Annotated in this window: 24 protein-coding genes and 1 tRNA gene; 5 read left to right on the top strand and 20 right to left on the bottom strand. The window is 73.5% G+C overall.

The genetic code is table 11. From position 1 onward, the window contains the following. Positions 1-53: 53 nt before the first annotated feature. The 8 genes from C1N71_RS03935 to C1N71_RS03900 all read right to left on the bottom strand — a co-directional run bounded on the left by C1N71_RS03935 (position 54) and on the right by C1N71_RS03900 (position 7,986). The gene (locus C1N71_RS03935; RefSeq protein WP_137755224.1) at positions 54-1,469 is read right to left on the bottom strand and encodes a GntP family permease; all 1,416 of its coding nucleotides are present in this window, start codon (positions 1,467-1,469) and stop codon (positions 54-56) included. A gap of 53 nt (positions 1,470-1,522) precedes the next feature. Further along, on the bottom strand, positions 1,523-2,047 hold the full coding sequence (locus tag C1N71_RS03930; protein WP_217496033.1) for a gluconokinase: 525 nt from the start codon (positions 2,045-2,047) through the stop codon (positions 1,523-1,525). A gap of 2 nt (positions 2,048-2,049) precedes the next feature. Next, complete coding sequence (locus C1N71_RS03925; RefSeq protein ID WP_137755223.1) at positions 2,050-3,054, bottom strand: zinc-binding dehydrogenase; 1,005 nt, start codon at positions 3,052-3,054, stop codon at positions 2,050-2,052. A 35-nt stretch (positions 3,055-3,089) separates the two neighbouring features. After that, a complete protein-coding gene (locus C1N71_RS03920; RefSeq protein ID WP_137755222.1) occupies positions 3,090-3,845 on the bottom strand; it encodes a fumarylacetoacetate hydrolase family protein in 756 nt (251 codons plus the stop codon). Beyond that, positions 3,845-4,639 carry an SDR family oxidoreductase gene (locus C1N71_RS03915; protein WP_137755221.1) on the bottom strand — a complete coding sequence of 265 codons (795 nt, stop codon included), beginning with the start codon at positions 4,637-4,639 and terminating at the stop codon, positions 3,845-3,847. Before C1N71_RS03915 ends, C1N71_RS03920 begins: the two co-directional genes overlap by 1 nt. Further along, positions 4,636-6,060 carry an MFS transporter gene (locus C1N71_RS03910; RefSeq protein ID WP_137755220.1) on the bottom strand — a complete coding sequence of 475 codons (1,425 nt, stop codon included), beginning with the start codon at positions 6,058-6,060 and terminating at the stop codon, positions 4,636-4,638. The genes C1N71_RS03915 and C1N71_RS03910 overlap by 4 nt, the downstream gene beginning before the upstream one ends. A gap of 91 nt (positions 6,061-6,151) precedes the next feature. After that, positions 6,152-6,943, bottom strand: a complete 792-nt coding sequence (locus C1N71_RS03905; RefSeq protein WP_137755219.1) for an IclR family transcriptional regulator — start codon at positions 6,941-6,943, stop codon at positions 6,152-6,154. Beyond that, positions 6,943-7,986, bottom strand: coding sequence for a D-2-hydroxyacid dehydrogenase (locus C1N71_RS03900; protein WP_137755218.1), 1,044 nt, complete (start codon positions 7,984-7,986; stop codon positions 6,943-6,945). Before C1N71_RS03900 ends, C1N71_RS03905 begins: the two co-directional genes overlap by 1 nt. Positions 7,987-8,079: 93 nt before the next feature. Here C1N71_RS03900 and C1N71_RS03895 point away from each other — a divergent pair, with 93 nt between their 5' ends. Beyond that, a complete protein-coding gene (locus tag C1N71_RS03895; RefSeq protein WP_175414091.1) occupies positions 8,080-8,958 on the top strand; it encodes an NAD(P)-dependent oxidoreductase in 879 nt (292 codons plus the stop codon). A 10-nt stretch (positions 8,959-8,968) separates the two neighbouring features. Here the strand turns inward: C1N71_RS03895 and C1N71_RS03890 are convergent, their stop codons facing one another. Continuing rightward, positions 8,969-9,925, bottom strand: a complete 957-nt coding sequence (locus tag C1N71_RS03890) for a TIGR03557 family F420-dependent LLM class oxidoreductase (RefSeq protein WP_137755216.1) — start codon at positions 9,923-9,925, stop codon at positions 8,969-8,971. Positions 9,926-9,987: 62 nt separating this feature from the next. Beyond that, positions 9,988-10,890, bottom strand: a complete 903-nt coding sequence (locus C1N71_RS03885) for an SMP-30/gluconolactonase/LRE family protein (RefSeq protein ID WP_137755215.1) — start codon at positions 10,888-10,890, stop codon at positions 9,988-9,990. A 104-nt stretch (positions 10,891-10,994) separates the two neighbouring features. On the opposite strand from C1N71_RS03885, the gene gndA reads away from it, so the two are divergent. Both gndA and C1N71_RS03875 read left to right on the top strand, forming a co-directional pair. Then, complete coding sequence (gene gndA, locus C1N71_RS03880) at positions 10,995-12,437, top strand: NADP-dependent phosphogluconate dehydrogenase (protein ID WP_137755214.1); 1,443 nt, start codon at positions 10,995-10,997, stop codon at positions 12,435-12,437. 90 nt (positions 12,438-12,527) lie between these two features. Beyond that, complete coding sequence (locus tag C1N71_RS03875) at positions 12,528-13,034, top strand: phosphoribosyltransferase (RefSeq protein WP_137755213.1); 507 nt, start codon at positions 12,528-12,530, stop codon at positions 13,032-13,034. 9 nt (positions 13,035-13,043) lie between these two features. Here C1N71_RS03875 and C1N71_RS03870 read toward each other — a convergent pair whose 3' ends face one another. Beyond that, positions 13,044-13,727 (bottom strand): response regulator, encoded by a 684-nt coding sequence (locus C1N71_RS03870; RefSeq protein WP_137755212.1) that lies wholly within the window; start codon positions 13,725-13,727, stop codon positions 13,044-13,046. Then, entirely contained in the window at positions 13,724-15,439 is a 1,716-nt protein-coding gene (locus tag C1N71_RS03865; RefSeq protein WP_137755211.1) for a sensor histidine kinase, read from the bottom strand. Before C1N71_RS03865 ends, C1N71_RS03870 begins: the two co-directional genes overlap by 4 nt. A 129-nt stretch (positions 15,440-15,568) precedes the next feature. Between C1N71_RS03865 and C1N71_RS03860 the strand changes: the two genes are divergently transcribed. Beyond that, positions 15,569-16,930: a cation:dicarboxylate symporter family transporter gene (locus C1N71_RS03860; RefSeq protein ID WP_137755210.1), complete on the top strand. Its 1,362-nt coding sequence runs from the start codon at positions 15,569-15,571 to the stop codon at positions 16,928-16,930. Positions 16,931-17,019: 89 nt separating this feature from the next. On the opposite strand, the gene C1N71_RS03855 is transcribed toward C1N71_RS03860, so the two are convergent. The 8 genes from C1N71_RS03855 to C1N71_RS03820 form a co-directional block, all read right to left on the bottom strand. Continuing rightward, the gene (locus C1N71_RS03855) at positions 17,020-18,420 is read right to left on the bottom strand and encodes an APC family permease (protein ID WP_137755209.1); all 1,401 of its coding nucleotides are present in this window, start codon (positions 18,418-18,420) and stop codon (positions 17,020-17,022) included. A gap of 73 nt (positions 18,421-18,493) precedes the next feature. Then, positions 18,494-19,621 (bottom strand): methyltransferase domain-containing protein, encoded by a 1,128-nt coding sequence (locus C1N71_RS03850; RefSeq protein WP_137755208.1) that lies wholly within the window; start codon positions 19,619-19,621, stop codon positions 18,494-18,496. Continuing rightward, the gene (locus C1N71_RS03845) at positions 19,618-20,877 is read right to left on the bottom strand and encodes a hypothetical protein (protein WP_137755207.1); all 1,260 of its coding nucleotides are present in this window, start codon (positions 20,875-20,877) and stop codon (positions 19,618-19,620) included. The genes C1N71_RS03850 and C1N71_RS03845 overlap by 4 nt, the downstream gene beginning before the upstream one ends. Positions 20,878-20,894: 17 nt before the next feature. Beyond that, positions 20,895-21,872: a ribose-phosphate diphosphokinase gene (locus C1N71_RS03840; RefSeq protein ID WP_254678089.1), complete on the bottom strand. Its 978-nt coding sequence runs from the start codon at positions 21,870-21,872 to the stop codon at positions 20,895-20,897. Positions 21,873-21,879: 7 nt separating this feature from the next. Then, positions 21,880-23,358 carry a bifunctional UDP-N-acetylglucosamine diphosphorylase/glucosamine-1-phosphate N-acetyltransferase GlmU gene (gene glmU / locus C1N71_RS03835; RefSeq protein WP_254678088.1) on the bottom strand — a complete coding sequence of 493 codons (1,479 nt, stop codon included), beginning with the start codon at positions 23,356-23,358 and terminating at the stop codon, positions 21,880-21,882. Between the two features lie 213 nt (positions 23,359-23,571). Next, positions 23,572-24,093, bottom strand: a complete 522-nt coding sequence (locus tag C1N71_RS03830) for a hypothetical protein (RefSeq protein ID WP_254678087.1) — start codon at positions 24,091-24,093, stop codon at positions 23,572-23,574. A gap of 55 nt (positions 24,094-24,148) precedes the next feature. Continuing rightward, positions 24,149-24,220: transfer RNA gene (locus C1N71_RS03825), tRNA-Gln, on the bottom strand. A 45-nt stretch (positions 24,221-24,265) separates the two neighbouring features. After that, positions 24,266-25,357 carry a TerC family protein gene (locus C1N71_RS03820; protein WP_137755204.1) on the bottom strand — a complete coding sequence of 364 codons (1,092 nt, stop codon included), beginning with the start codon at positions 25,355-25,357 and terminating at the stop codon, positions 24,266-24,268. Positions 25,358-25,477: 120 nt separating this feature from the next. On the opposite strand from C1N71_RS03820, the gene C1N71_RS03815 reads away from it, so the two are divergent. Next, a complete protein-coding gene (locus C1N71_RS03815) occupies positions 25,478-25,966 on the top strand; it encodes a MarR family winged helix-turn-helix transcriptional regulator (protein WP_368074136.1) in 489 nt (162 codons plus the stop codon). Positions 25,967-25,977: the final 11 nt, after the last annotated feature.

Below are 25,977 nucleotides of genomic sequence, written 5' to 3'. Positions count from 1 at the left end.
CGCCGCCGGGCGTGTCGCGGTCGGGGCCGCGCGACGAGCCCTGGGCCGCGCGGTCAGCCGAGCAGGCCGCCGACGGCGTAGATCGCGAGCGAGAGAACGAAGCCGAGCACCGCCATGAGGCCCTGCAGCAGCGTCCACGTCGACAGGGTCTGCTTCATGTCCATGCCGAAGAAGCGGCTGACGAGCCAGAAGCCGGAGTCGTTGACGTGGCTGAAGCCGACGGATCCGGCGGCGGTCGCGAGCACGATGGCCGCGATCTCGACGGCGTTGTAGTCGCCGGCGGCGACGACGCCGGTCATGAGCGAGGCGGCGGTCGTGAGCGCGACGGTCGCGGAGCCCTGCGCGATGCGCACGATCTGCGAGATGAGGAAGGCCGCGACGATCGCGGGCAGGCCGATGCCGTTCAGCGACTCGGCGACGGCGTCGCCGATGCCGGTCGCGCGCAGGACGCCGCCGAACATGCCGCCGGCGCCCGTGACGAGCACGACCGAGCAGATGGGTCCGAGCGCCGAGTCCGCGAGGCGCTCGACGAGCGCGCCGGGCTTCCCGAGGCCCCACCCGAGCACCGCCATGGAGACGAAGACCGTGATGAGCAGCGCGACGGGCGTCTCGCCGAGCGCGCGCAGGATCGCGACCCACGGCTGCGCTCGGAAGGCGTCGGGGTCGGGCTGGGACGAGGCGGCCATGTTGAGGCCCGTGTTGAGGAGGATGAGCACGAGCGGCAGCAGCAGCAGGCTCACGATGCGCAGCACCGACGGCGACGAGCGGAACGCGTCCGCGTCGGCGTCGTCGCCCCGACCGTCGAGGATCGTCGGCACGGGGATGTCGAAGCGGCGGCCGATGCGCGAGCCGACGAGCAGGCCCGCCACGTACCAGACGGGGATGGCGACGACGAGGCCGAGCAGCAGCACGAGCCCGACGTCGGCGCCGTAGATGGCCGCGGCCGACACGGGGCCGGGGTGCGGCGGCACGAAGATGTGCATCGCCGAGAACGCGATCGCGGCGGGGAAGGCGATCGAGAGGAACGAGCCGCCGACGCGGCGCGCGACGGCGTAGATGATGGGCATCATCACGACGAGCCCCGCGTCGAAGAAGATCGGGAAGCCCATGAGGAGGCTCGCGACCGAGAGGGCGAGGCCGGCCCGCTGCTCGCCGAAGCGGGCGATCATCGCCTCCGACAGCACCGTCGCGCCGCCCGATGCCTCGATCATCCGCCCGAGCATCGCGCCGAGGGCGACGAGCAGCATGACGCTGCCGAGCGTCGGGTTGAAGCCGAAGCCGAGCGCCTCGACGAGCCGCGAGAACGGGATGCCCGCGGCGATGGCCGTGAGGATGCTCGTGAGCATGAGCGCGAGGAAGGCGTGCACCTTCGCGGCCATGATGAGCACGAGCAGCAGCGCGACCGCGGCGGCGGCGAGGACGAGGAGACCTCCCGTGCCGAGGTCCCACATGAGGGTCAGGTCGTCCATGGCGTCGCTCGTTCCGTGTCGGGGTGCGGGAGAGGTGTCGGGGGGGGCGGTGCTCAGGCGCTGCGCGCTCGGCGCTGCAGGAGCCGCTGGAGGTCGTCGACGATCTGCTCGGGGGTGCGCTCGATGTCGACGAGCACGCCGTCCTCCCAGGGGCTGAGCGGCTCGAGGGTCTCGAGCTGGCTGTCGAGCAGCGTCGTCGGCATGTACTCGTGGTCGCGGCCGGCGAGGCGCTGCTGCAGCAGGTCGCGATCGCCCACGAGGTGCACGAAGAGGAGGTCGGGCACGCTCGAGCGCAGCAGCTCGCGGTACCAGCGCTTGAGGGCCGAGCAGGCGACGATGACGATGCGGCCGGCGGCGCGCTCCTGCGCGATCCGCTCGCCGATCGTCTTCAGCCACGGCACGCGGTCCTCGTCGGTCAGCGGCGTGCCGCCCGCCATCTTCTCCTTGTTGGCGACGGGGTGCAGGTCGTCGCCGTCGATGAAGGCGACGTTGAGCCGGGCGGCGAGCGCGGCGCCGATCGTGGACTTGCCGGTGCCCTGGGCACCCATCACGATCATCGGCGGATAGGTGACCGGCATCGTCAGCTCCTCGGGTCGGCGGCGTCGTCGGCGCCGAAGCGCAGCAGCACCTTCGACGATACCGATGCGTCGCGCGCGATCCCGAGCGCGTCGAGCGCGTCGACGGCGTCGAGGACGTGCGTGACGACGGGCGCGACGTGCAGGCTGCCGTCGGCGAGCGCCGAGACGACGTCGTCGATCTCGTCGCGGAAGCGGAACGATCCGACGAGCCGCAGCTCGCGCGTGATCGCAGTCGCGATCGGCACGGCGACGTCGCCCGAGCGCTGCAGACCGAGCATGACGACCGTGCCGCCGCGACGCGCGGCGCGGATGGCGGTCGCGAGGCCGGGCAGCGTGCCGGAGGACTCCACGACGACGTCCGCCTCGACGCCTGCGAGCGCATCGGCGTCCCGCGCGTCGATCGTGCGGTCCGCGCCGACCTCGGCGGCGATGCGCATCGGCAGCGCATGCAGGTCGCTCGCGACGATCTCGGCGGCGCCGTGGTGCCGCAGCACCGCGACGGCGAGTGCGCCGATGGGGCCGGCGCCGACGACGAGCGCGCGCATGCCTGCCACGTCGCCCGCCTGGCCGACCCCGTGCCAGGCGACGGCAGCGGGCTCGGCGAGCGCCGCGATCCGCAGGTCGAGCCCGTCCGGCAGCGGCCGCAGCATGCGCGACGGCAGGGCGACGCGCGTGGCGAAGGCGCCGTCCTGGTGCGGGAGGCGCGCGGCGGATCCCAGGTAGCTCTCCGGCGTGGCGGGATGCACGGTGACGGGCGTGCCGGCCGCGGGTCCCGAGCCGTCGGCCGCCTGCACCGCGACGATGCCCGACACCTCGTGGCCGAGCACCATCGGCTCGCGCAGGATCGACTCGCCCGCCGCGCCGTGGCTCCAGTAGTGCAGATCGGAGCCGCAGATGCCGCCGTAGGCGATCGCGACGACGGCCTCGTCGGCGGCGGGCGTCGGCTCGGGCACCTCCTCGACGCGGACGTCGGCGGCGGCATGGGCGATGACGGCGATGGGGGGCATGGATCCTCGAGGGGTGGATGGGTGGACGCGGCGGCTCAGCGCAGGTCGGTCACGAGCGGCACGGCGCCGACCTCGATCTCGACGCGGTCGCCGGGCCGCGCGGGGGCGTTCGAGTACGGGGCTCCCGTCATGATGACGTCGCCGGGGCCGAGCGGCACCCAGTGGGAGACGTAGGCGACGCACTCGGCGAGCGAGGCCGGCAGGGCATCGCTCGTCGTGTCGACGACCTGCTCGCCGCCGACGCGCATGCGGATGCGGACGTCGCCGATCGGCCCCGTCTCGATCCATGCGCCGAGCGGCGTCGCGCCGCGGGCGCCCTTCGCCTCGAAGTTGCGCTGGTCGACGAGGGCACGGTCCGGGTAGGAGACGTCGTCGACCGCGGTGTAGCCGAGGATGCCGGCCATCGCCTCGCGCTCGTCGACCTGGAAGAGGTCGCGGCCGACGACGAGGGCGAGCTCGGCCTCGACGACGAGGCGTCCGGCGTCGCGTCGCGCCTCGACGGGCACGCCGCTCGCGACGACGGTGCGCGGCGACTTCAGCCACGCCTGCACGGGCAGCGGGTGGTCGACGAGGCCGCGGTTGTGGGCGATGCCGACGATCGCGAGGGGCTCGCAGGGCGCGAGCAGCACGGGCCGATCGATCGCCTCCCCCGACGCCTCCGGCTCCGCGCCGCGCGCGAAGGCGTCGAACGGATCCTCGATGCGCCGCCATGCGCCGCCGAGGCCAGCGCCGTCCGCGGGCTGGCCGATCCAGGTCGCGACGCCGTCGATCGTCGTGCGTGCGACGCGCATCACACGACCGCCGTCATGCCGCCGTCGACGTGCAGCGTCTGCCCGTTGACGAACGCCGAGGCGTCGGAGGCGAGGAAGACCGCCGCGCCCACGAGGTCGCGGACGTCGCCCCAGCGTCCCGCCGGCGTGCGGCCGCGCACCCACGCCGAGAACTGCTCGTCGGCGACGAGCGGCGCGGTGAGCTCGGTGGCGAAGTACCCGGGCGCGATGGCGTTCGCCGTGATGCCGTGCGGCGCGAGGTCGGCGCACAGGCCCTTCGTGAGCATGACGATCGCGCCCTTCGTCGCCGAGTACGGCGCGATCGACGGTCGTGCGAGCATCGACTGCACCGAGCCGATCGACACGATGCGGCCAGAGCCGCGCGCGATCATGCCGCGCGCGACGCGCCGCGACAGCAGGAACGCGCTCGTGAGGTTCGTCGCGAGGAGGTCGTGCCAGTCGTCGTCGGCGAACTCGGCGATGGGACCGCGGCGCTGGATGCCGGCGTTGTTCACGAGCACGTCGGGGGTGCCGAGCTCGTCCTCGAGCGCGCCGATGCCCGCGTCGACCGCAGCCGCGTCGGTGACGTCGAACGTCGCCACGTGCGCGACCGATCCGGTCGCCTCGGCGATCTCGCCGGCGGCTCGCTCCGCCTTCGCGCGATCGCGCCCGTGGACGACGACCGTGGCGCCCGCCGCGGCGAGCCCCTCCGCGAGCGCGCGGCCGATGCCCTGGCTCGAGCCGGTCACGAGGGCGACGCGGCCCGTGAGGTCGAACGCCGCGAGCCCGGCCGGTCGATGATGCCCTGCCGTCATGCGCGTGCCTCCGTGATGATGACGCCCGTGTGCTCCTCCTCGGTCGAGATGCGCACGGCATCCTCGGTGCGGAGCAGGTCCCTGCCTCGAGTCTCGGGCACGAGGAACGTCGTCGCGGTCGTGATGGCCGCGATCGTCGCGACGTAGAGCGCCATGACCTGCCACGTGCCGTCGGTGAGCGTCAGCAGCCAGACGCCGAGGACGCCCGCGAGGCCGCCGGCGAGCACCGCGGAGAGCTCGCGCGCCATCGCGACGCCGAGGTAGCGGTGCCGGTTGCCGAAGAGCTCGGGCAGCATGGCGCACTGCGGTCCGAGCATCGAGTTGACCGCGACGCCGATGCCGATGGCGATGACCGCGATCGCGAGCCAGCCGATGCCGAGCGACAGCGCCCACCACGCCGGGAACGCGTAGAGCAGCATGAAGACGGCGCCGAAGCGGTAGACCGCGCGGCGGCCGAACCGGTCGGAGAGGTGACCGGTGAACGGCACCGAGAAGATCCCGATGAGCGAGCCCACCGTGACGCCCCACGTCGCGACGCCGCGGTCGATCGGGCTCGCGAGGAACGCGCCGGCGCCCGCCGTGGCGACGAACGCGAGAGTGACGTTCTGGAAGATGTACGAGCCGCCGTTCTCGGCCATGCGCAGGCCGATGCCCGTCACGACGCCCGGCAGGCCGCGCGTGAAGATCTCGCGCAGCGGACGATCGGCGATCTGGTCGTGCTTCTCGAGCTCGACGAACGTCGGCGTCTCGCGCAGCCTCAGGCGGATGAAGAGTGCGACGAGGATGAGCAGGAACGACGCGAGGAACGGCACGCGCCACCCCCACGACAGCAGCTGCTCCTCGGGCAGCAGCGCGATGCCCGAGAACACGAGCGCGGCGAGCAGCGTGCCCGCCTGGATGCCGACGAACGGCAGGGCGGAGAAGAAGCCCCGGCGCGCGACGGGCGCGTACTCGGCCATGAGCACCGTGGCGCCCGCCTGCTCGGCGCCGGCGCCGAAGCCCTGCAGGATCCGCATGAGCACGAGCAGCACGGGTGCGAGGAGGCCGACCTGCTCGTAGGTCGGGAGCAGCCCGATCGCCGTCGAGGCGCCGCCCATGAGGACGATGGTGACGACGAGCACCCACTTGCGCCCGAGCCGGTCGCCGAGGACGCCGAAGACGAGGCCGCCGATCGGCCGTGCGACGAACCCGACGCCGTAGATCGCGAAGGCGCCGACGAGGCCGATCGCCGGGTCGGACTGGTCGAAGAAGAGCACGTTGAACACGAGCGCCGTCATGAGGCCGTAGAGCGCGAAGTCGAAGTACTCGAGGGCGCTGCCGACGCTCGAGGCGAGCGTCGCGCGTCGGAGGTTGGCGGCGTACTCGGGGTCGTCGCTGGGACGGGAGGCGGGGTTCGCCTGCGCCGGGGAGGACTGGGTCACGATCTCTCCTTCGAGTCGCACCCGCTTCCTCGCGGGTGCTCGTGGTCGCGAGCGTAGCAGTGGGCTGAACCGCGTTCAACCCGTTGAACGCTTAGGACGGGAAGCGTCCCAGCGGGTTGGTGAGGGCGATCGCCGCCTCCTGCAGCGCGGCGCCGACGGCGGCCACGTGCTCGGGGGTCGCGACGTCGGCGGGCAGCGCCGCGCCGATCGCGAGCGCCGGATCGCTCGGCGTCCAGGCGAGCAGCGGCACCGCGACGCCCGTGATGCCGTCGAACGACTCGCCCTCGTCGATCGCGTAGCCGCGCTCGCGCGCGGCGGCGACCTTCTCGAGCACGGCGTCGACGTCGCCCGCGGATCGCGTCGTGAGGCGCGGCGCGGGCGCGGCCGCGAGGATCGCGCGGACCTCCGCGTCGTCGAGCGCCATGAGCAGCGCGTTCCCCGTCGCCGAAAGGCCGACGTGGAGCCTCGAGCCGAGCGGCGTGCCGATGCGCCCGTGGGCGCGTCCCTCGTGCCTGGCGAGGTACAGCGCATCCGCATCCGCGAGCATCGCGATCTGCACGACCTCGCGGCGCAGCACGGGCGATCGCTCGCAGACGACGAAGAGCTCGCGCACCTGGTTGAACTGGAAGGCGTAGGCGGCGCCGAGCTCGGCGACGCGCCTGCCGAGGCGATAGCCCTGCGGCACGCGATCGACGACGCCTGCGGCCTCGAGCGCGAGGCAGAGGTTCGAGGCCGACGACTTCGCGATCGCGAGCCCGCGCGCGATCTCGGTGAGGGTCATGGGGCCATCGGCGTCGGCGAGCAGCCCGAGGATGCGGACGCCGCGCGTGACCGCGGGCGCCGGGTCGCGCTGGTCGCCGCCCTCGGGTGCGGGCGCGGCCATCAGTAGAACTCCACGGTGTCGACGACGTTGCGCAGCGGCTCGCCGTCCAGCAGCCGGCGCGCGTTGTCGGCGAAGAGCGCGACGATGCGCGCCGGCTCCTCCTCGTGCAGGGCCGCAGTGTGCGGGCTCAGCAGCACGCGCTCGTGCGTCCACAGCCGGCTGTCCTGCGGCAACGGCTCGATGGCGGTGACGTCGAGCGCCGCGTACCCGATGCGACCGTCGTCGAGCGCCTCGAGCAGCGCCTCCTCGTCGACGACCGTGCCGCGTCCGACGTTCACGAGGATCGTGCCCGGACGCACGCCGGCGAGCACCGCGGCGTCGACGAGCCGCTCGGTGAGCGCGGTGCCCGGGAGCGTGAGCACGATCGCGTCCACCTGGGATGCGGCCTCGGCCAGGTGCTCGGCGGGGACGAGCCGATCGACGTGCGGCACGGGCTCGCCCGACCGCGTCGTGCCCCACACGGTCGCGCCGAGCGCCGACATCCGCTGCGCCACCTGCGTGCCGATGCCGCCGAGGCCGACGACGAGCACCGTCATGTCCTCGACGTGGCGCATGGCCCAGCCGTCGTCCCAGCTGCGCTCGCGGCGCTGGCGCTCGAGCCGCGGCACGTCCTTCGCGCCCGCGAGCACGCCGAGCACGGCCCACTCGGCGAGGGGGGCGCCGTGCACGCCGGCGCTCGTCGTGAACGTCACGCGCTCGAGCGTCGCGGCGTCGAGGTTCGCAGCCTTCACCTGGCCTCCGCCGCCGGCCGCCATCGTGTGGACCCAGCGCACGCGATCGGACGCCGCCAGCACGCGGGCGAGCCGCTGCGGGGAGCCGGGGATGCCGAAGAGCGCGTCGCAGTCGGCGAGCGCCCGGAGCCACGCAGCGTCCTCGGCCTCGGTGCGCTCGACGGCCGCGGGCCTCGCCCACTCCCCGATCGAGCGCGCGGGCGGCACCGCCTCGACGTCGCGGACGAGCTCGATCCGCGGCTCCAGCGCCGTCAGCCGCTCGCAGAGCGCCTCCGGCAGCCCCGCTGCGATCCCGACCCTCATGCGATCCATGCCCGTCTCCTTCGACTCGTGCGCGCTCAGCCTAGCCACGAATCCAGCGTGCTGGACATGGTCCTACCTGCTGAACGCTTGTATCCTCCTGCCATGAGCCAGCGCGACGCCGTGGTCGGCGTGATCGGGCTCGGCGCGATGGGGCGACCCATGGCCGAGCACCTCCTGCGAGTCCGCGGTCGTCTCCGCATCACGGGCCGCTCCCGACGCCACGCGGACCTCGAGGAGCGGGGCGCGACCTGGGCCGACACGCCACGGGAGCTCGCCGACGGCGCCGACGTCGTCCTGTCGATGCTGCCCGACCTCCCGCAGCTCGAGGCGGCGCTCGACGGACCCGACGGCATGCTCGCCGCGGGACGCCCGCTGCTGCTGCTCGTCGCCTCCACGTCGTCGTCGGTGGGCGTGCGCGCGCTCGCGCAGCGGCTCGATCGGGAGAGCGACGGGCGCATCCGCGTCGTCGACTGCCCGGTCTCCGGCGGCGTCGACGGCGCGACGGCCGGAACGCTGTCGATCATGCTCGGCGGTGCGGACGCCGACGTCGCGGAGGCCGCCGAGGTGCTCGAGCCGTGCGGCACGCCCGTGCACCTCGGGCCGCTCGGCGCCGGGGAGGTCGCGAAGGCGGCGAACCAGCTCGTCGTCGGCGCGACGATGCTGGCGATCGCGGAGGCGACGGTGCTCGCGGAGCGATCGGGCATCGACGTCGACCGGATGTGGACGCTCCTCGCCGGCGGCTACGCCGGGTCGAACCTGCTGCGCTCGAACCACCGCAGGCTCGTCGAGGAGGACTACGCACCCGGCGGCCTCGCGCGCTACATGGTCAAGGACCTCGGCTTCGCGACCGACGTCGCCGAGGCGACGGGCACGCACGCCGCCCTGCTGCCGGCCCTGCGCGCCGCCTACGCCGAGCTCGTCGAGCGCGGCCTCGGCGACGACGACCTGTCGGTCGCGCGCCGCTTCGTCGCGGAGCGCTGAGCGCCCGCCGTCAACGGGCGCGCAGCCGAGGCCCCAGCTCGTCGGCGAAGAACGCCATGAACGCGTCCGCATCCTCGCTCGCATCCATGAGGGCGACGTGGTCGAACCCGGCGTCGACGAACTGCGACACGACCTCGACGTGGCGCTCGACGTCGGGGCCGCACGCGAACGACTCCTCCATGTCCTCCACGCGCACCGCCTGCGTCGCCTGGTCGAAGGCCGTGGGGTCGGGCAGCTCGGCGAGCACCTTCCAGCCGAGCGCGCCGAAGCGGAAGCGGCGATGCGCGGCCTCGGCGCCCGCGCGGGCGTCCGCGGCGAACGCCGTCGGCGCCTCCGCGTAGCGCGGACCGCTGCCGCCCGCCGCCGTCCACGCCTCCACGAGCGACGCGTCCGGATCCGTCGAGAAGATGCCGTCGCCGAGCTCGGCCGCGAGGCTCGCCGCCTGCGGGCCGCCGGCAGCCACGACGATCTCGGGCAGCGTCTCGGGCAGGTCGTAGACGCGCGCGTCCTCGAGCCGCAGGTGCTCGCCGCGATACGAGTGCGTGCCGCCGGACCAGAGCATGCGGATGATCTCGAGCGCCTCGCGCAGACGTGCGTGCCGGTCGCCCACCTCGGGCCAGCCCTGGCCGACGATGCGCTCGCTCAGCCGCTCGCCCGCACCGATGCCGAGCGTGAAGCGGCCGTCGGAGATGATCTGCAGCGTCGCGGCCGCCTGCGCGATGATCGCGGGGTGGTAGCGCACCGACGGGCACGTGACGCCCGTCGCGATGCGCAGCGTCGTCGTCTGCGCGGCGATGGCCGAGAGGATCGCCCACGCGAACGACGAGTGGCCGTGCTCGGGCAGCCACGGGTGGAAGTGGTCCGAGATCTCGACGAAGTCGAAGCCCGCCCGCTCGGCCTCCACGGCCCTGCGGATGAGCTCCTTGGGCGCGACGTCCTCGGCGAAGAGCTTGTATCCGATCTGCATGGTGCGACGCTCGCAGCCGCGGGCGTCGCGCCGCGACCGGTGGCGCCCACGCCGCGGGCGCGCTATGCGGGTCGCGTCGTCGTGCGCACGCGGTAGACGCTCGTCGTCGCCGTCATCCACAGCCAGCCGTCGTCGCCGAAGGTCACGTTCGCGACGACCTCGGGCACGGGCACGAACGCCAGCCGCTCGCCCGAGGGCGCCAGCACGTGCACGCCGTCGCCGCTCGACGACCACACGCGGCCGGCGACGTCGACGGCGATGCCGTCGGGCGTCCCGCCCTCGATGCGCGCGAGGCGGCGCCCCTCGATCGCGCGAGCGTCGGCGCCCTCGCCCTCGAGGCGATAGGCGCGGATCGTCGCGACCTCGTCGGTGTCCTCGGGTCCGGCCGACTCCGTGACGTAGAGGACGCGCCGATCGGGCGAGAAGGCGATGCCGTTGGGCTTGGCCATGTCCGTCACGACCGGATGGATGCCGTCGCGCTCGCTCCAGCGGAAGACGAAGCAGCCGCCGTACTCGCGCTCCCCGGGGTAGCCCTCCTTCGGCTGCTCGATGCCGTACGGCGGATCCGTGAACCAGATGGAGCCGTCGGGGTGCTCGACGAGGTCGTTCGGCGAGTTCAGACGGTGCTCCCCGAACCGGTCGACGAGCACCGTCACGACGCCGTCGCGCTCGAGCTCGAGCGCACGTCGACCGTGCGAGCACTGCACGACGCCGCCGCGAGCGGCGATGCGCGCGTTCGTGAACTCCACCCGCTCCCGGTGCACGCGCGCGACGCCGGCCTCGTCGACCTCGAGGATGCGGTCGCCGTGGATGTCCGACCAGCGCAGCACGCGCGACTCGGGCATCCACAGCGGTCCCTCGCTCCAGCCGCAGCCGGAGGCCATGCGCTCGACGACCGCGTCGGCGGCGAGGAGGGCGTGCGGGTCGAGGATGGCGGGCTGGTCGTGCGAGGACGGCGTCGTCATGCCTCGAGCCAAGCAGCACGAGGCGGTGGCGCGCGAGACCGTGCACCCCGCATGGAGCCGCGGCTAGCCTGGGAGGGCATCCCCCGCCTCACGACTGGAGCAGCATGCCCACCGCCAACATCGCCGTCGTCGGACTCGCCGTCATGGGCTCGAACCTCGCCCGCAACCTCGCAAGCCGCGAGGGCAACACCGTCGCGGTGTACAACCGTACGACCGCGAAGACCGACGCGCTCGTCGAGGCGCATCCCGAGGCCGGCTTCGTGAAGGCGACGACGATGCAGGAGCTCGCCGACAGCCTGCAGACCCCGCGCACCGCGATCATCATGGTGAAGGCCGGTCGTCCCACCGACGCCGTCATCGACGAGCTCGTGTCGGTGTTCGAGCCCGGCGACATCATCGTCGATGGCGGCAACGCCCTCTTCACCGACACCATCGAGCGCGAGCGCCGCGTGCGCGAGACGGGCATCCACTTCGTCGGCTGCGGCATCTCCGGCGGCGAGGAGGGCGCGCTGCACGGCCCCTCGCTCATGCCCGGCGGCACGGCGGAGTCGTACGAGACGCTCGGCCCGATCCTCGAGCGCATCGCCGCGGTCGCCGAGGGCGAGCCATGCGTGACGCACGTCGGCGCCGACGGCGCCGGCCACTTCGTGAAGATGATCCACAACGGCATCGAGTACGCCGACATGCAGCTCATCGCCGAGGCGTACGACCTCATCCGCCACGCGACGGGCAAGAGCCCCGCCGAGATCGCCGACATCTTCGCCGAGTGGAACGAGGGCGACCTCGAGTCGTACCTCATCGAGATCACGGCCGAGGTGCTGCGCCAGGTCGACGCGAAGACCGGGAAGCCGCTCGTCGACGTCATCCTCGACGCCGCCGGCGCGAAGGGCACGGGTGCGTGGACGGTGCAGACGGCGCTCGACCTCGGCGTGCCGGTGTCGGGCATCGCCGAGGCCGTGTTCGCCCGCTCGCTGTCGTCGAAGCCCGAGCAGCGCGCCGCGGGCGCGAGCCTGCCCGGCCCCTCGACGCCGTGGTCGGTGCAGGACCCCGAGCAGTTCGTCGAGGACGTGCGCCTGGCGCTCTACGCGTCGAAGGTCATCGCCTACTCGCAGGGCTTCGACGCGATCGTGCAGGGCGCGATCGACCACGACTGGGCGATCGACAAGGGCGAGGTCGCGCGCATCTGGCGCGGCGGCTGCATCATCCGCGCCCGCTTCCTGAACCGCATCACCGAGGCGTACGCGGCCGACCCGGGCCTCGTCGCGCTCGTGACGGCGCCGTTCTTCGCCGACGTCATGGCGACGGCGCAGGACTCGTGGCGCCGCATCGTCGCGGGCGCAGCCCAGTCGGGCATCCCCATCCCCGCGTTCGCCTCCTCGCTCGCGTACTACGACGGCCTGCGCGCGACGCGCCTGCCCGCGGCGCTCGTGCAGGGGCAGCGCGACTTCTTCGGCGCGCACACGTACAGGCGCGTCGACGCAGAGGGCACGTTCCACACGCTGTGGTCGGGCGACCGCTCCGAGGTCGAGGCCGAGGACACGCACTGAGCCGCTGAGCTCGCGCGCACGGCGCGTCGCCCCTCGCGGGCGGCGCGCCGCTCGCGAGGGGCGCATCCGCCCGCGTGGCACGATCGAGGGATGAGCGCCTTCCACGCCGACGCATCCGACCTCCCCGAGCCCGAGCGCGAGGTGCTGACGTGGCAGGGATTCGGGGATGCAGGGCGCGAGCTCGCTCGCACGATCGCCGCCGACGGCTACCAGCCGGAGATCGTCATCGCGATCGCCCGCGGCGGCCTGCTGCCCGCCGGGCACCTCGCGTACGCGCTCGGCCTCAAGCTCGCCGACGCGATCAACGTCGAGTTCTACACCGACGTGCACCAGACGCTCCCCGATCCCGTGCTGCTCGAGCCGATGCTCGATGCGGAGGCGATCCGCGGTCGACGCCTGCTCGTCGTCGACGACGTCGCCGACTCGGGCCGCACGCTCGCGCTCGTGCTCGACGTGCTGCGCAGGATGGGCGCCGAGGCCCGCTCGGCGGTGCTCTACGCGAAGCCGGCCTCGGTCGTCGATCCCGACTTCGTGTGGCGGCGCACCGACCGCTGGATCGTGTTCCCCTGGTCGGCCGAGCCGCCCGTCACCGCCTGACGCGTTCGCTCACGCGCGGCGGCGGTACTCGAGCTCCGGCCGGCCGCGCGTGCCGTAGCGCGGGGTGCGCTCGACGACGCCCGCGTCCGCGAGGTGCTCGAGGTAGCGGCGCGCCGTGACGCGCGAGAGCCCGAGGTCGGCCGCGACCTCGGTCGCGCTGCGCGCACCGCCCTCGCCGAGCAGGGCGGACACCGACTCGAGCGTCTCCGCCGACAGGCCCTTCGCGAGCCCGGGCGCGTTCGTCGTGCGCAGCGCCGCGATCGCGCGATCGACCTCCTGCTGCGTCAGGCTCGACGCCCCCTCGAGCTCGTCGCGGTAGGCGCGGTACTGCCGCATGCGCTCGGCGAAGACGGCGAAGCCGAACGGCTTGATGAGGTACTGCACGACGCCCACCGCGACCGCCTCGCGCACGATGTCGAGCTCGCGCACGGCCGTGACGGCGATGACGTCGACGACGAGGCCCGCCGCCCGCAGTTCGCGGCACACCTGGAGGCCGTGGCCGTCGGGCAGGTTCATGTCGAGCAGCAGCAGGTCGATGCGATCGCCGCCCTGCTGCGCCTCGCGCAGCGCGCGGATCGCGGCGGTCGCCGTGTGCGCCACGCCGGCGAGCTCGAAGCCGTCGCAGCGGCCGACGTACGCGGCGTGGGCCTCGGCGGTGCCGCGATCGTCCTCGACGACGAGCACGCGGATCACGACGGCCGCCTCGCGCGCCCGGCGGCATCCGCCGCATCCCCCGCTCCACCCGCGTCGCCGTCGGCGGGTGCCGCGGACGCGGGCCGCGGCAGCACGACCGTGACGACGGCGCCGAGCTCGCGGCCCAGCTCGATCGTGCCCCCGAGGCGCTCGACCGTCTGGCGCACGAGCGCGAGGCCGAAGCCGCGGCCGTCGGCACCGTGCTCCTTCGTCGTCCACCCTTGCTCGAACGCGAGCTCGCGCGCGTCGTCGGGAACGCCCTCCCCCGAGTCCGACACCTGCATGACGATCGCGCCGTCGTCGTCGGCGCCGAGGTACACGGCGACCCATCGCGCGCCGAGCTCCCGCGACGTCGCGCCGGTGCGCGCGCGAGCGGTCGCCGCGGCGTCGATGGCGTTGTCGACGAGGTTGCCGAGGATCGTGACGAAGTCGATGGGATCGATCCAGTGCGTGCCGGGGTCGAGCCGCGTCTCGAAGTGCAGCTCGACGGCGCGCTCGCGCGCCTGCGCCGTCTTGCCGAGGAGCAGCGCGGCGATGACGGGCTCCTCGTCGGCGCCGACGACGCGGTCGGCGAGCCGCTGGCCGAGGTCGCGCTCGGCGGCGGCGACCTCGAGGGCGCGCTCCGACTCGCCGAGCGAGAGCAGCGACGCGATCGTGTGCATCCGATTGCCGAACTCGTGCGTCTGCGCCCGCAGCGCCGTCGCGAGCGTGCGCACCGCGTCGAGCTCGCCCGCCATGCTGCTCAGCTCGGTGCGGTCGCGGATCGTGAGCATCGTGGCGGTGCCGGATGCGACCGCGGCGTCGTGGCGTTCGACGAGGAGCGAGCGGCGATCCACGAGCGCCGGCGCGACGCCGTCGCCGGGCTGCGCCAGCGCATCCTGCACCGTCTGCGGCAGCGCGTCGTCGACGGCGACGGGCAGGTCGACGTCGTCGAGGCCGAGCAGCGTGCGCGCACGATCGTTCGCGAGCACGACGCGACCGCCCTCGACGAGCAGCAGGCCGTCGTCGACGGTGTGCAGCACGGCCTCGTGCGCCGCGAACAGCCGCGCGAGCTCCTCGACCCCGCGACCGCCGGTCGCGGCGCGCAGGCGACGCGCGAGGAGCCAGGCCGCGAGCGCGGCGAGCAGCACGGCGGCGACGAGCACGATCGCGACGACCACGAGCCGCGTCACGACCTCGCCCGACACCTGCGCGATCGTCACGCCGCCCGAGACGAGCCCGACGACCTCGCCGTCGACGACGACGGGCGCGACGGCGCGGGCGGACGGGCCGAGCGTGCCCTCGAAGGTCTCGGTGACGACCCGGCCGGCGAGCGCAGGCGCCGTCGTGCCGAGGAACTGCTGACCGATCCGATCCTCGTCGGGATGCGTGTAGCGGATGCCCGAGGTGTGCATGATCGTGACGAAGTCGAGCCTGGTGCCGTCGACGACGTCGCGTGCGAACGGCTGGAGCGCCTCCGAGGCACGGCGCACGGTGCCCGCCTCGTCCGCGTCGAAGGTCGCGTACGCCTCGGCCACCGCCTCCTGCACCGTCGGGTCGGCGGCGAGCGTCAGCACGACGTCGCGCGAGAGCACCGTCGCCTCGTGCTCGGCATCGGTGCGCGCGTCGATCGCGAGCAGCGTGAACGCGACGACGGCGCTCAGCACCATGAGCACGGTCGACTGCACGAACAGCCGCGTCGCGATGCTCGCATCGCGCCATCGACGACGCATGCGCTCCCCCCTCGTCGCGGACCGTCCCCGCTGCGAACACTATGCACGAAAGGCGCGTCGTGCGACGGCCGAGGACGATGCTCGACGACGCTAGGCGCCGCACCGCTGCGGCGCCGAGGAGGAAGCACCATGGCGACGACGCCCACCACCAGCACATCGAAGCACCGCGCGCGCTTCGCCACCCACGGCCTCTACGTCGCCGTGATCATCGCGGTCGTGCTCGGCGCCGCCGTCGGCCTCATCTGGCCCGAGGTCGGCGTCGCGCTCAAGCCCATCGGCACCGCGTTCGTCGCGCTCATCAAGATGATGATCGCCCCCGTCATCTTCTGCACGATCGTGCTCGGCATCGGCTCGATCGCGAAGGCCGCGACGGTCGGCAAGGTCGGCGGCCTCGCGCTCGGCTACTTCGTCGTCATGTCGACCTTCGCGCTCGCGATCGGCCTCGTGGTCGGCAACTTCGTGCACCCCGGCGAGGGCCTCAACATCGCGTCCGCCGAGTACGACGCCCCGGCCGCCGAGGAGGGCGGCCCGATGTTCGGCATCATCCCGACGACGCTCGTGTCGGCGCTCACGGGCAGCCACGTGCTGCCGGTCCTCTTCGTCGCGCTGCTCGTCGGCTTCGCGCTGCAGAAGATGGGCGACCGCGGCAAGCCGCTGCTCGAGACGCTCGGCCTCATCCAGACGCTCGTGTTCCGCATCCTCACGATGATCCTGTGGCTCGCACCCATCGGCGCGTTCGGCGCCATCGCCGGCGTCGTCGGCGAGACCGGCTGGGCGGCCATCGGCGCCCTCGCGACCCTCATGCTCGCCTTCTACGCCACGTGCGTCGTCTTCATCGTCGGCGTGCTCGGCACGCTCCTGTGGGTCGTCGCGCGGGTCAACATCTTCACGCTCATGGCGTACCTGGGCAAGGAGTACCTCCTCATCGTCTCGACGTCGTCGTCGGAGTCGGCGCTCCCCCGCCTCATGGCGAAGCTCGAGCACATGGGCGTGTCGAAGCCGGTCGTCGGCATCACGGTGCCGACCGGGTACTCGTTCAACCTCGACGGCACCGCGATCTACCTCACGATGGCATCGCTGTTCATCGCGACGGGCATGGGCGTGCCGATGTCGATCCCCGAGCAGATCGGCCTGCTGCTGTTCATGATCATCGCCTCCAAGGGCGCCGCAGGCGTCACCGGCGCCGGTCTCGCGACCCTCGCCGCCGGCCTGCAGACCTACCGCCCCGACCTCGTCGACGGCGTGGGCGTCATCGTGGGCATCGACCGCTTCATGTCGGAGGCGCGCGCGCTCACGAACTTCACCGGCAACGCCGTCGCGACGGTGCTCATCGGCACCTGGACGCGGCAGATCGACCACGGTCGCGTCGCGAACGTGCTCGCCAAGCGCGACCCGTTCGACGAGGCGACGATGGAGGACGCGCACGGCGCGGGCTCCGGCACGCCGCAGACGGCGACCGAGGCGGTGCGGGTGAGCGCGGGCGTGCGCTGACGCCACCCCTCCCGTGAGACGCGAGCGGGCCGGATCCTCCCCATGGGATCCGGCCCGCTCGTTCGCATGCGCGTGCGACGCGGCGCAGGTCAGTCGGCGGCGCGACGCAGCCGGACGGCGCGGATGCCGAGCGCCAGGGCGAGCCACAGCGCAGAGGCGACGACGCCGTACCAGGGCAGCGTGACGACGAGCAGCGCGCACAGCACGAGGCCGACGAGCGAGACCCACGCCGGCACCCACGCCTCGCGCCGCCGGGCGCCGCCGTCGCTCGAGTCGGCGTCCGCGGCCGCGAGGCGCAGCGTGCGCCGCATGCGGAGCGCGCCGACGTGGCCGATGCCGTAGTACGCGAGCACCGACGTCGACGAGAGGGCGACGAGCACGACGGGCGGCGCGACGAGCACGAGCACGATCGCGAGCGCCGCCATCGCCCCCTCGGCGACCGCCGGCGCCTTCGTGCGCGCGGAGATGCGCGCGAGCGGGCCGGGCAGCTCGCCGTCCCGCGCCATCGCGAGGCTCGTGCGCGAGAGTCCGGCGAGGATCCCCATGAGCGAGCCGAGGCACGCGATGGCAGCGACGACGAGCAGCACCCGGTGCAGCGCCGGATCGCCGACGAGCGAGGCGACGGGCGTCTCGGGCCACAGGATCGCGTCGGCGTACGCGGTCGTCGTCGCCCACGCGACGAGGGCGTAGATGGCCAGCACGATGCCGAGCGCGCCGAGGATCGCGAGGGGCAGGGTGCGACGCGGGTCGCGCACCTCCTCGCCGAGCGTCGCCATGCGCGCGTAGCCGGCGAAGGCGAAGAACAGCAATCCGGCGCCCTGCAGCACCGCGAGCGGTCCGGCGGGCGTCGCGAGCGCGCCGACGTCGCTGCACGCGGCGCGTGCCGCCTCCGCGCCGCCGACGAGCCCGAACGAGCAGCCCTCGCCGCCGGCCATGACGAACGTCGAGTCGGACAGCGGGGCGTACGCCGTCCAGGCCCATCCGCCGGCCGCCGACGGCAGGCCCAGCGCCGTCCACGTCAGCGCGAGCGCGATGCCGGCGAGCGCGAGCGCGACCACGACCCACGTGATCCACGCGGTCACGCGGATGCCCTGCGCGTTCGCGAGCGCGAGCACGACGATCGCCGCGATCGCGATCGGCTGCTCCCATCCCGGCCACAGGTGCGAGGCGGCGACGAGGGCGATCGCAGCCGCCGAGCACGTCTTGCCCGTGAGGAACAGCCAGCCGGCGGCGAAGCCCGTCGTGGGCGAGAGCTCGGCGCGCGCGTAGGCGTAGCCGCCGCCGGAGACCGGATGCCGCATTGCGAGCTGCGCCGTCGACAGCGCGTTCGCGATCGCGACGGCCGCGGCGAGCACGAGCGCGAGCCAGAGCCACTGCCCCGCGACGGCGACGGCTGGCGTCCAGACGAAGAAGACGCCCGCGCCGAGCATGGCGCACAGCCCCACCACCATCGCGCCGGGCACGCCGAGGCGTCGTTCGAGCGCGGTCACGAGGTGCGGGCGGAGGTCGGCACGAGCGCACGCTAGCAGGGCGAGGTGACGCGCTCGTGCCGCGTCCTGCGCGTCAGCGGCGCTCGAGCAGCACGAGCACCTCGGCGTGGTCGTTGTGCGGGAACATGTCGAACATCCGCGCCCGCACGGGCCGCAGCGACGGCATGGCAGCGAGGTCGCGCGCGAGCGTCGCGGGATTGCAGCTCGAGTAGACGACGTGGCGGGCGGCCGACGCCTCGAGCCTCGCCGCGAGCGCGCCGATGCCGCGCCGCGGCGGATTCACGACGACGAGGGCGGCGTCGACGGTCCGATCGTCCGCAGCGGTCGCGTCGCCGACCGCGAAGCGCGCCGACGATCCCATGGCGCTGGCCGTCTCGATCGCGCCCGCGATGGCCTCGGCGCTCGTCTCGACGCCGACGACGTCGCGATGCGGGCGCGCGGCGTGCAGCGCGAAGCCTCCGACGCCGCAGTACAGGTCGGCGACGGAGGCGGGGTCGACCTCGTCGATCCACGTCGCCGCCTCCCGGTAGAGGGCTGCCGCGACCGCGGAGTTCGTCTGGAAGAAGCCGCCGGGTCGCAGGCGCAGCGGCACGTCGTTCAGCCGCATCGTGAGCGACTGCCGATCCGTGAGCGGCACCTCGACGTCGCCCTCCACGACGGCCTTGTGCTCGGGCAGGATGCTCGCCGACGCGACGACGAGGCCGGGGATGCGCTCGCGCAGCGCGTCCATCCGCTTGGCGATGCGCGGCACGGCCTCCGTCGAGCGCAGCACGAACCGCACCATGAGCTCCGCGTCGGGACTCGCGGTCACGAGCACGTGCTTGAGCTCGCCGCGCCGCTCGGGCACGTCGTACGGCGGGATGCGCGCGTCGGTGACGAGGGCCGCGAGGTGCGGCAGCGCGTCCCGGATCGGCTGCTCGTGCAGCGGGCACGCGCGCAGGTCGATGCCGCGGCGCTCGCCGTCGAGGATGCCGAGCGTCGGCGCGTCGACGGTGCCGCCCGCCACCATCTTCGCCTTGTTGCGGAAGGCCGAGATGGCGGACGCGTGCGGCGCGAGCCATGCGGCGCCGGGCGCCGCGGCCTCGGCGCCGAGCTGCTTGCGAGCGAGCTGGGCGTCGTAGGCGTCGTCGATGCGCGTGCACGAGTGGCACAGCCCCGCCCGGTGGTAGCCGCAGTCGAGCGCGGGCGCGAAGACGGTCATCCTCGCATCCTGCCGACGAGCGGATCGTGCCGCATGCTCGGCAGCACCACCGCACGCCAGCGTTGCGCCTGCACGGCGCCGAGGACGCCGAGCGCGAGGGCGCCGACGGCCGCGGCGAGCGCCCAGGGACCGAGCCCGCGCCAGCCCTCGACGATCGCGAGCCGCTCGGGCGACGGATTCGCGATGCCCGGGCCGAGCTCGGCGGCGACGACGAGCATCGCGAGCGCCGCCGCGACCGTGCCGACGACGCGGCCGACGAGCTCGAGCGCGCGCGGCCACGCGATCGCGTGGTCGAGCCACTCGGCCGGCGGCAGCGCATCCGTCGCCGCGCGCCGTGCCGCCGCCGCCTCGCGCACCGTCTCGCCGACCAGCCACACGACGCCCAGCAGCCCTGCCAGCGACAGCATCGTGACGAAGGCGACGAGCCCGACGGCCGCGACGCCGTCGACCGCGCGCTCGCCCCACGGGTCGTACGTCACGGGCTCGCAGGTGCGGCACTGCTTGCGGAGGAAGACGCCCAGCACGACGATGCCGAACGCCACGGGCAGGCCGACGGCGACGACGCTCGCGAGGCGGTCGAACACTCCGCGGGCTCCCGGATGCCGGCTGCGACGACGCTCATGCCGCGGCCGTAGGGCGCGCTCGCGAGCCAGGCGCGGGCCCGTCGCCTCGTCGGCGGCGTCGAAGCGCGGCCACGCCGCGCGGAGCCGACCCAGCGCGTCCTGCCACGCCGCATCCGCCGCGCGCAGCGCCACCGCGGCGACGACGTGCGCGCCGCCGACGACGAGGGCGATCGCGCCGACGCCGACGAGGACGCCGTCACGGGAGGCGATGCCCGCACCACCCGCCACGAGGGCGACGAGCGCCGCGATCGACGCGAGCACGACGCACAGGATCCGCGCCGTGCCCACCGCGCCCCGCACGAGCTCTCGGCGCTCCGCGGCGGGTGGCATCGGCGCGCCCTCGGCGGCGAGTCGCAGGGCGGTGCGCATCCGCAGCGCGCGCTCGAGCGCCACGCGCACGGCCTCGCCGACCCCACCGACGCCTGCGACGACGAAGAGCCCGACGATGCTCGTGCGGGCCGCGACGTCCACGTCGCCCGGCAGGACGCCGAGCAGCTCCTCGACGCCGACGATCACGAAGACGCCGACGAAGATCCACAGCACCACGACCGCGAGCGCACCCTGCGTCAGCGCTGCGGCACCGGCGAGGATCGCCGTCGCGGGCCCGATCGGCGCGGGCGCGATCCGCGGCATGGTGGCGACGACGTGCGTCAGGCGGCGCCGTCGAACATCGACGTCACCGAGCCGTCCTCGAAGACCTCGCGGATCGCACGGGCGAGCAGCGGTGCGATCGAGAGCACCTCGAGGCAGTCGAAGCGCTGCTCGGGCGCGAGCGGGATGGAGTCGGTGACGACGACGCGGTCGATGACGCCCGAGCCGAGCAGCTCCGGTGCCGGGTCGGAGAAGATCGCGTGCGTCGCCGCCACGATGACGCGGGTGGCACCGTTCTTCTTGAGTGCCTCCGCCGCCTTGAGGATCGTGCGCCCCGTGTCGATCATGTCGTCGACGAGCAGGCACGTCCGCCCCGCGACGTTGCCGACGATCTCGTGCACGGAGACCTGGTTCGGCACGAGCGGGTCGCGACGCTTGTGGATGATCGCGAGCGGCGCGCCGAGCTTGTCGCTCCACACGTCCGCGACGCGCACGCGGCCCATGTCGGGCGAGACGACCGTGAGGTCCGCCGGGTCGAGGGTGTCGCGGAAGTGCTCGAGGAGCACGGGCATCGCGAACAGGTGGTCGAAGGGCCCGTCGAAGAAGCCCTGGATCTGCGAGGCGTGGATGTCGACCGACATGATGCGGTCGGCACCGGCCGTCTTGAACAGGTCCGCGACCAGGCGGGCCGAGATCGGCTCGCGGCCGCGGCCCTTCTTGTCCTGCCGCGAGTACGGGTAGTACGGCATGACGACGGTGATGCGCTTCGCGGAGGCGCGCTTCAGCGCATCCACCATGATGAGCTGCTCCATGAGCCACTCGTTCACGGGCTTGCCGTACGACTGCAGCACGAACGCGTCGGAGCCCCGCACCGAGTCGAGCATGCGGGCGTAGATCTCGCCGTTGGCGAAGGTGCGGGTGTCGGTGCCCATGAGCTCGGTGCCGAGCTCGGCGGCGACGGCCTCGGCGAGCGCGGGGTGCGAGCGACCCGGGATGAGCACGAGGTGCTTCCGGTTCTTGGCGACGATCGAGGACACGGTGCTCCTACTGCTGCTGGTCGGCGTCGGGCTCGGCGGCATCCGCCGAGGGCTGGCTCGCGTGCTGGGCGGCGAGGGCTGCGTCGGCGGCTGCGGCGGCATCGGTGCCGGCGCGGCGCTCCTGCACCCAGCCGGCGACGTTGCGCTGGGGTGCGACGGTCATGGCGAGCGCGCCCGGCGGCACGTCCTTGCGGACGACGGCGCCCGCGGCGGTCTTCGCGCCGGCGCCGAGCGTCACGGGTGCGACGAGCACCGTGTGCGACGAGGTGTGCACGTGGTCGCCGACGATCGTGCGGTGCTTGCGCACGTCGTCGTAGTTGGCCGTGATCGTGCCGGCGCCGAGGTTGACGCCCTCGCCGATCTCGGCGTCGCCGACGTACGAGAGGTGCGGCACCTTCGAGCCGTCGCCGATGACGGCGTTCTTCGTCTCGACGGCCGCGCCGATCTTGCCGCCCGCACCGAGGATCGTGCCGGCGCGCAGGTACGAGAAGGGGCCGACGGAGGCGCCCGCTCCGATGACCGCGAGCGTGACGTCGGAGCGGCGGATGACCGCATCCTCGCCCACCTCGGTGTCGGTCACGGTGGTGTCGGGGCCGATCGTCGCGCCGCGGGCGACGCTCGTCGCGCCGTGCAGCTGGGTGCCCGGGAGGATCGTGACGTCCTCGGCGATCGACACGTCGGCGTCGATCCACGTCGAGGCGGGGTCGACGATCGTCGCGCCGGCGAGCTGATGGCGGCGGACGATGCGGCGGTTGAGCTCGAGCGCGATGTCGCTCAGCTGCGCACGGTCGTTGACGCCGGCGACGAGCCAGTGGTCGTCGATCGGCACGGCCTCGATGCGGCCGCCGGCGGCCTGGATGCGCAGGGCCGCGTCGGTGAGGTACTTCTCGCCCTGATCGTTGTCCATGCCGATGCCGGCGAGGGCGTCGCGCAGCTGCACGGCGCCGAAGACGTAGATGCCGCCGTTCACCTCGTCGATCGCGCGCGTGGCCGCGTCGGCGTCGCGCTCCTCGACGATGGCCTGGAAGTGGCCGGCGCGGTTGCGGATGATGCGGCCGAAGCCCGTCGGATCGGGCAGGCGCGTCGAGAGCACCGTGAGGGCGTTCTGCGCCGTCTCGTGCTCGCGCACGAGCTCGCGCAGGGTGCCGGCGTCGATGAGCGGCACGTCGCCCGAGAGCACGACGACGAGACCGTCGAAGTCGGCGGGGAGCTGGGCCATCGCGACCTCGACCGCGCGACCGGTGCCGGGCACCTCGTCCTGGTCGGCGATGCGCGCGCTCGGCGCGTGGTGGGCGATCTCCTCGACGAGCAGGTCGCGCTCGTGCCGCACGACGGCGACGAGGTGGGCGGGATCGAGCTCGTGCGCCGTGTGCAGCACGTGGGCGATGAGCGAGCGGCCGGCGAGCGCGTGCAGCGGCTTGGGGGTCGCGCTGCGCATGCGCGTGCCGGCTCCGGCCGCGAGCACGACGACGGCGATCTGGGGCATCCGCACCTTCCCTCGTCTGACCGGCATCCACCGTATCGCTCCTCGCGCGTCGTGCGGCACGCCGGGTGACCGCCCCTACCCGCCATCGCGCTGGCCCTGACCGGTCACGACTGGCCACGAATGGCGCCACGGTGGCCACGGGAGGCGACCAATGGCCACGAAGGGCAGCCCTTCGTGGCCAGTCCCGATGACGGAGAGGAGCGGCGTGCGGGCTCAGGCGCCCTGCGGCGGATGCACCAGCAGGTCGACCTGGTCGGCGAGGTAGGCGTCGAGCCGCGTGCGCTCCGCCGCGGTGCGACCCCACCGCACCCACGCGACGTCGTCGCGGATCGCGAGCACCGCATCCGCGGGCGCGTCGACGAGGGATGCGTCGATCGGGATGGGCGCGGTGCCGTGGTTCACGACCTCCCCGAGCGCGAAGCCGCCCGCGAGCGCCGCCGCCCGCTCCGCGCGCCGCAGCTCCACCGATGCCGTGAGCCCCTGCGGTCGGCCGGGATCCGTCACGCGCGTGATCGTGCCCGTGGCATGCACGGATCCGTCGCGTGCGAGCAGCAGCGCTCCGACCCTCCAGACGCGCCCGCGGCGGTCGATGCGCGGCGGCCGGCCGACGCCGAGGATGCGACGCGGCACCACGACCTCGCCGAGCCACTCCTCGCGCGCACCCGCGGCGGCGAGGCGCCGCACGGCGTCGTCGATCGTGGCGCGCACCGCGGCGACGGCAGCGTCGTGGGTCACGAGCTGCGCCGTCCGGCCGGGCTCGCGATGCGCATGCAGCGAGCGTAGCGAGGCGCTCCGCCACCAGGATTCGAACCTGGACTGCACGGCTCCAAAGGCCGGCGTGCTGCCGTTACACCATGGCGGATCGCGCCCTCCAGCCTACGAGGCGCGCACCGCGCCGCCGTCCGCGTCAGCGTGCCTCGTCGGACGCGCGACGGTCGCGATCGTCGGCGCGACGCTCGGCCTCGACGTCCTCGTCGCCCTCGGGTCCCACGTCGAGCCCGGGGTCGCCGGCGTGCGGCTGCTCCTCGGCCTCGGGCAGCTGTCCTCGGGTCTTGACGAGGCTCGCGATCGTGGCGACGACGATCGTCGCGGCGATGACGATGAGCGAGAGCCACGTCGGGATCTCGGGCACCTGCTCGAGCGGCTCGCCGCCGTTGACGAAGGGCAGCTCGTTGACGTGGAGGGCGTGCAGCAGCAGCTTGACGCCGATGAAGGCGAGGATGAACGCGAGGCCCTGCGCGAGGTAGACCAGCCGCTTGAGCAGGCCGCCGACGAGGAAGTACAGCTGCCGCAGGCCCATGAGCGCGAACGCGTTCGCGGTGAAGACGATGTACGCCTCCGACGTCAGGCCGTAGATCGCGGGGATGGAGTCGACGGCGAAGATGAGGTCGACGACGCCGATCGCGACGATCGTGAGCAGCATGGGCGTGACGTAGCGCTTGCCGTCGAGCTCGACGGTGAGCCGGTCGCCGTGGTACTTCTCCGTGACCGGCAGGCGACGTCGAAGGAAGCGCATCGCACGGCTGTTCGTCGGGTCCGCCTCATGGTCCGAGAACGCCTGGCGCCATGCGAGCACGAGCAGCAGCGCGCCGAAGACGTAGAAGATCCACGAGAAGTTCGAGATGAGCGCGGAGCCCGCGGCGATGAACCCGCCGCGCATGACGAGCGCGATCACGATGCCGATGAGCAGCACCTTCTGCTGGTACTCGCGCGGCACCGCGAACGCCGTCATGACGAGGAGGAAGACGAAGATGTTGTCGACGGAGAGCGCCTTCTCCGTCAGGTACCCGGCGAAGTACTCGCCGCCGAAGTCCCACCCCGACACGAGGCCGATGCCGACGCCGAAGAGCAGCGCGAGCCCGATGTAGAACGCCGACCAGCGCGCCGCCTCGCCGAGCGACGGCTCGTGCGGCGTGCGCACGTGCGCGAAGAACTCGAACACGAAGAACGCGATCGTCACGGCGATCGTGACGATCCAGACCAGCAGGCTGACCTCCACGAAGGCCCCTCCCCGACGGGTGCGATGGACGAGTTCAGGATCGCAACGCCGACTCGGGTGCAGCAATGCTGGGCATTCCCATAGCAATCCATGCCATCGGCGGGATGCGAGACTGGCGTCGTGCCCGCACACGACGAGGTCGACGACATCATCGCGCAGTGGGTGCGCGTGCGCCCCGACGCCGACGTCGCCCCCTTCGCGGTCCTGTCCCGGCTCACGAGGCTCGCGCGCCGCCTCCAGCGCGTGCGCGCGGCGGCATTCGCGGATGCGGGGCTCGAGGCGTGGGAGTGGGACGTGCTGGCGGCGCTGCGGCGCGCGGATGGCGCGTTGACCCCGAAGGAGCTCATCGCGCAGACCATGGTCACGAGCGGCACGATGACGAACCGCATCGACGGGCTCGCCGCGCGCGGGCTCGTCGAGCGCATGGCCCACGACAGCGACCGTCGGTCGACCCGCGTCCGCCTCACCGACGACGGGCTCGACCGCGTCGACTCGGCGCTCGACGCGCTGCTCGACGCCGAGCACCGACTGCTCGCCGGCATGGGCGACGACGACCGTCGACGCCTCGCCCGTCTGCTGCGCGCGCTCGGCGAGGGCCTCGACGACTGAGTCGCTCGCGC

The sequence above is a fragment of the Agrococcus sp. SGAir0287 genome, assembly GCF_005484985.1.
Lineage (GTDB): Bacteria > Actinomycetota > Actinomycetes > Actinomycetales > Microbacteriaceae > Agrococcus.
Note: the sequence above shows the minus strand (reverse complement) of the source record. Positions and strands in the feature narration are given on the sequence as shown.

Bases quoted from the DNA above. Each gene is read 5' to 3' on its own strand.
- C1N71_RS03935 (WP_137755224.1), bottom strand. From the start codon at position 1,469: ATGGACGACCTGACCCTCATGTGGGACCTCGGCACGGGAGGTCTCCTC.
- C1N71_RS03930 (WP_217496033.1), bottom strand. From the start codon at position 2,047: ATGCCGGTCACCTATCCGCCGATGATCGTGATGGGTGCCCAGGGCACC.
- C1N71_RS03925 (WP_137755223.1), bottom strand. From the start codon at position 3,054: ATGCCCCCCATCGCCGTCATCGCCCATGCCGCCGCCGACGTCCGCGTC.
- C1N71_RS03920 (WP_137755222.1), bottom strand. From the start codon at position 3,845: ATGCGCGTCGCACGCACGACGATCGACGGCGTCGCGACCTGGATCGGC.
- C1N71_RS03915 (WP_137755221.1), bottom strand. From the start codon at position 4,639: ATGACGGCAGGGCATCATCGACCGGCCGGGCTCGCGGCGTTCGACCTC.
- C1N71_RS03905 (WP_137755219.1), bottom strand. From the start codon at position 6,943: ATGGCCGCGCCCGCACCCGAGGGCGGCGACCAGCGCGACCCGGCGCCC.
- C1N71_RS03900 (WP_137755218.1), bottom strand. From the start codon at position 7,986: ATGGATCGCATGAGGGTCGGGATCGCAGCGGGGCTGCCGGAGGCGCTC.
- C1N71_RS03895 (WP_175414091.1), top strand. From the start codon at position 8,080: ATGAGCCAGCGCGACGCCGTGGTCGGCGTGATCGGGCTCGGCGCGATG.
- C1N71_RS03890 (WP_137755216.1), bottom strand. From the start codon at position 9,925: ATGCAGATCGGATACAAGCTCTTCGCCGAGGACGTCGCGCCCAAGGAG.
- C1N71_RS03885 (WP_137755215.1), bottom strand. From the start codon at position 10,890: ATGACGACGCCGTCCTCGCACGACCAGCCCGCCATCCTCGACCCGCAC.
- gndA (WP_137755214.1), top strand. From the start codon at position 10,995: ATGCCCACCGCCAACATCGCCGTCGTCGGACTCGCCGTCATGGGCTCG.
- C1N71_RS03875 (WP_137755213.1), top strand. From the start codon at position 12,528: ATGAGCGCCTTCCACGCCGACGCATCCGACCTCCCCGAGCCCGAGCGC.
- C1N71_RS03865 (WP_137755211.1), bottom strand. From the start codon at position 15,439: ATGCGTCGTCGATGGCGCGATGCGAGCATCGCGACGCGGCTGTTCGTG.
- C1N71_RS03860 (WP_137755210.1), top strand. From the start codon at position 15,569: ATGGCGACGACGCCCACCACCAGCACATCGAAGCACCGCGCGCGCTTC.
- C1N71_RS03850 (WP_137755208.1), bottom strand. From the start codon at position 19,621: ATGACCGTCTTCGCGCCCGCGCTCGACTGCGGCTACCACCGGGCGGGG.
- C1N71_RS03845 (WP_137755207.1), bottom strand. From the start codon at position 20,877: ATGCCGCGGATCGCGCCCGCGCCGATCGGGCCCGCGACGGCGATCCTC.
- glmU (WP_254678088.1), bottom strand. From the start codon at position 23,358: ATGCCCCAGATCGCCGTCGTCGTGCTCGCGGCCGGAGCCGGCACGCGC.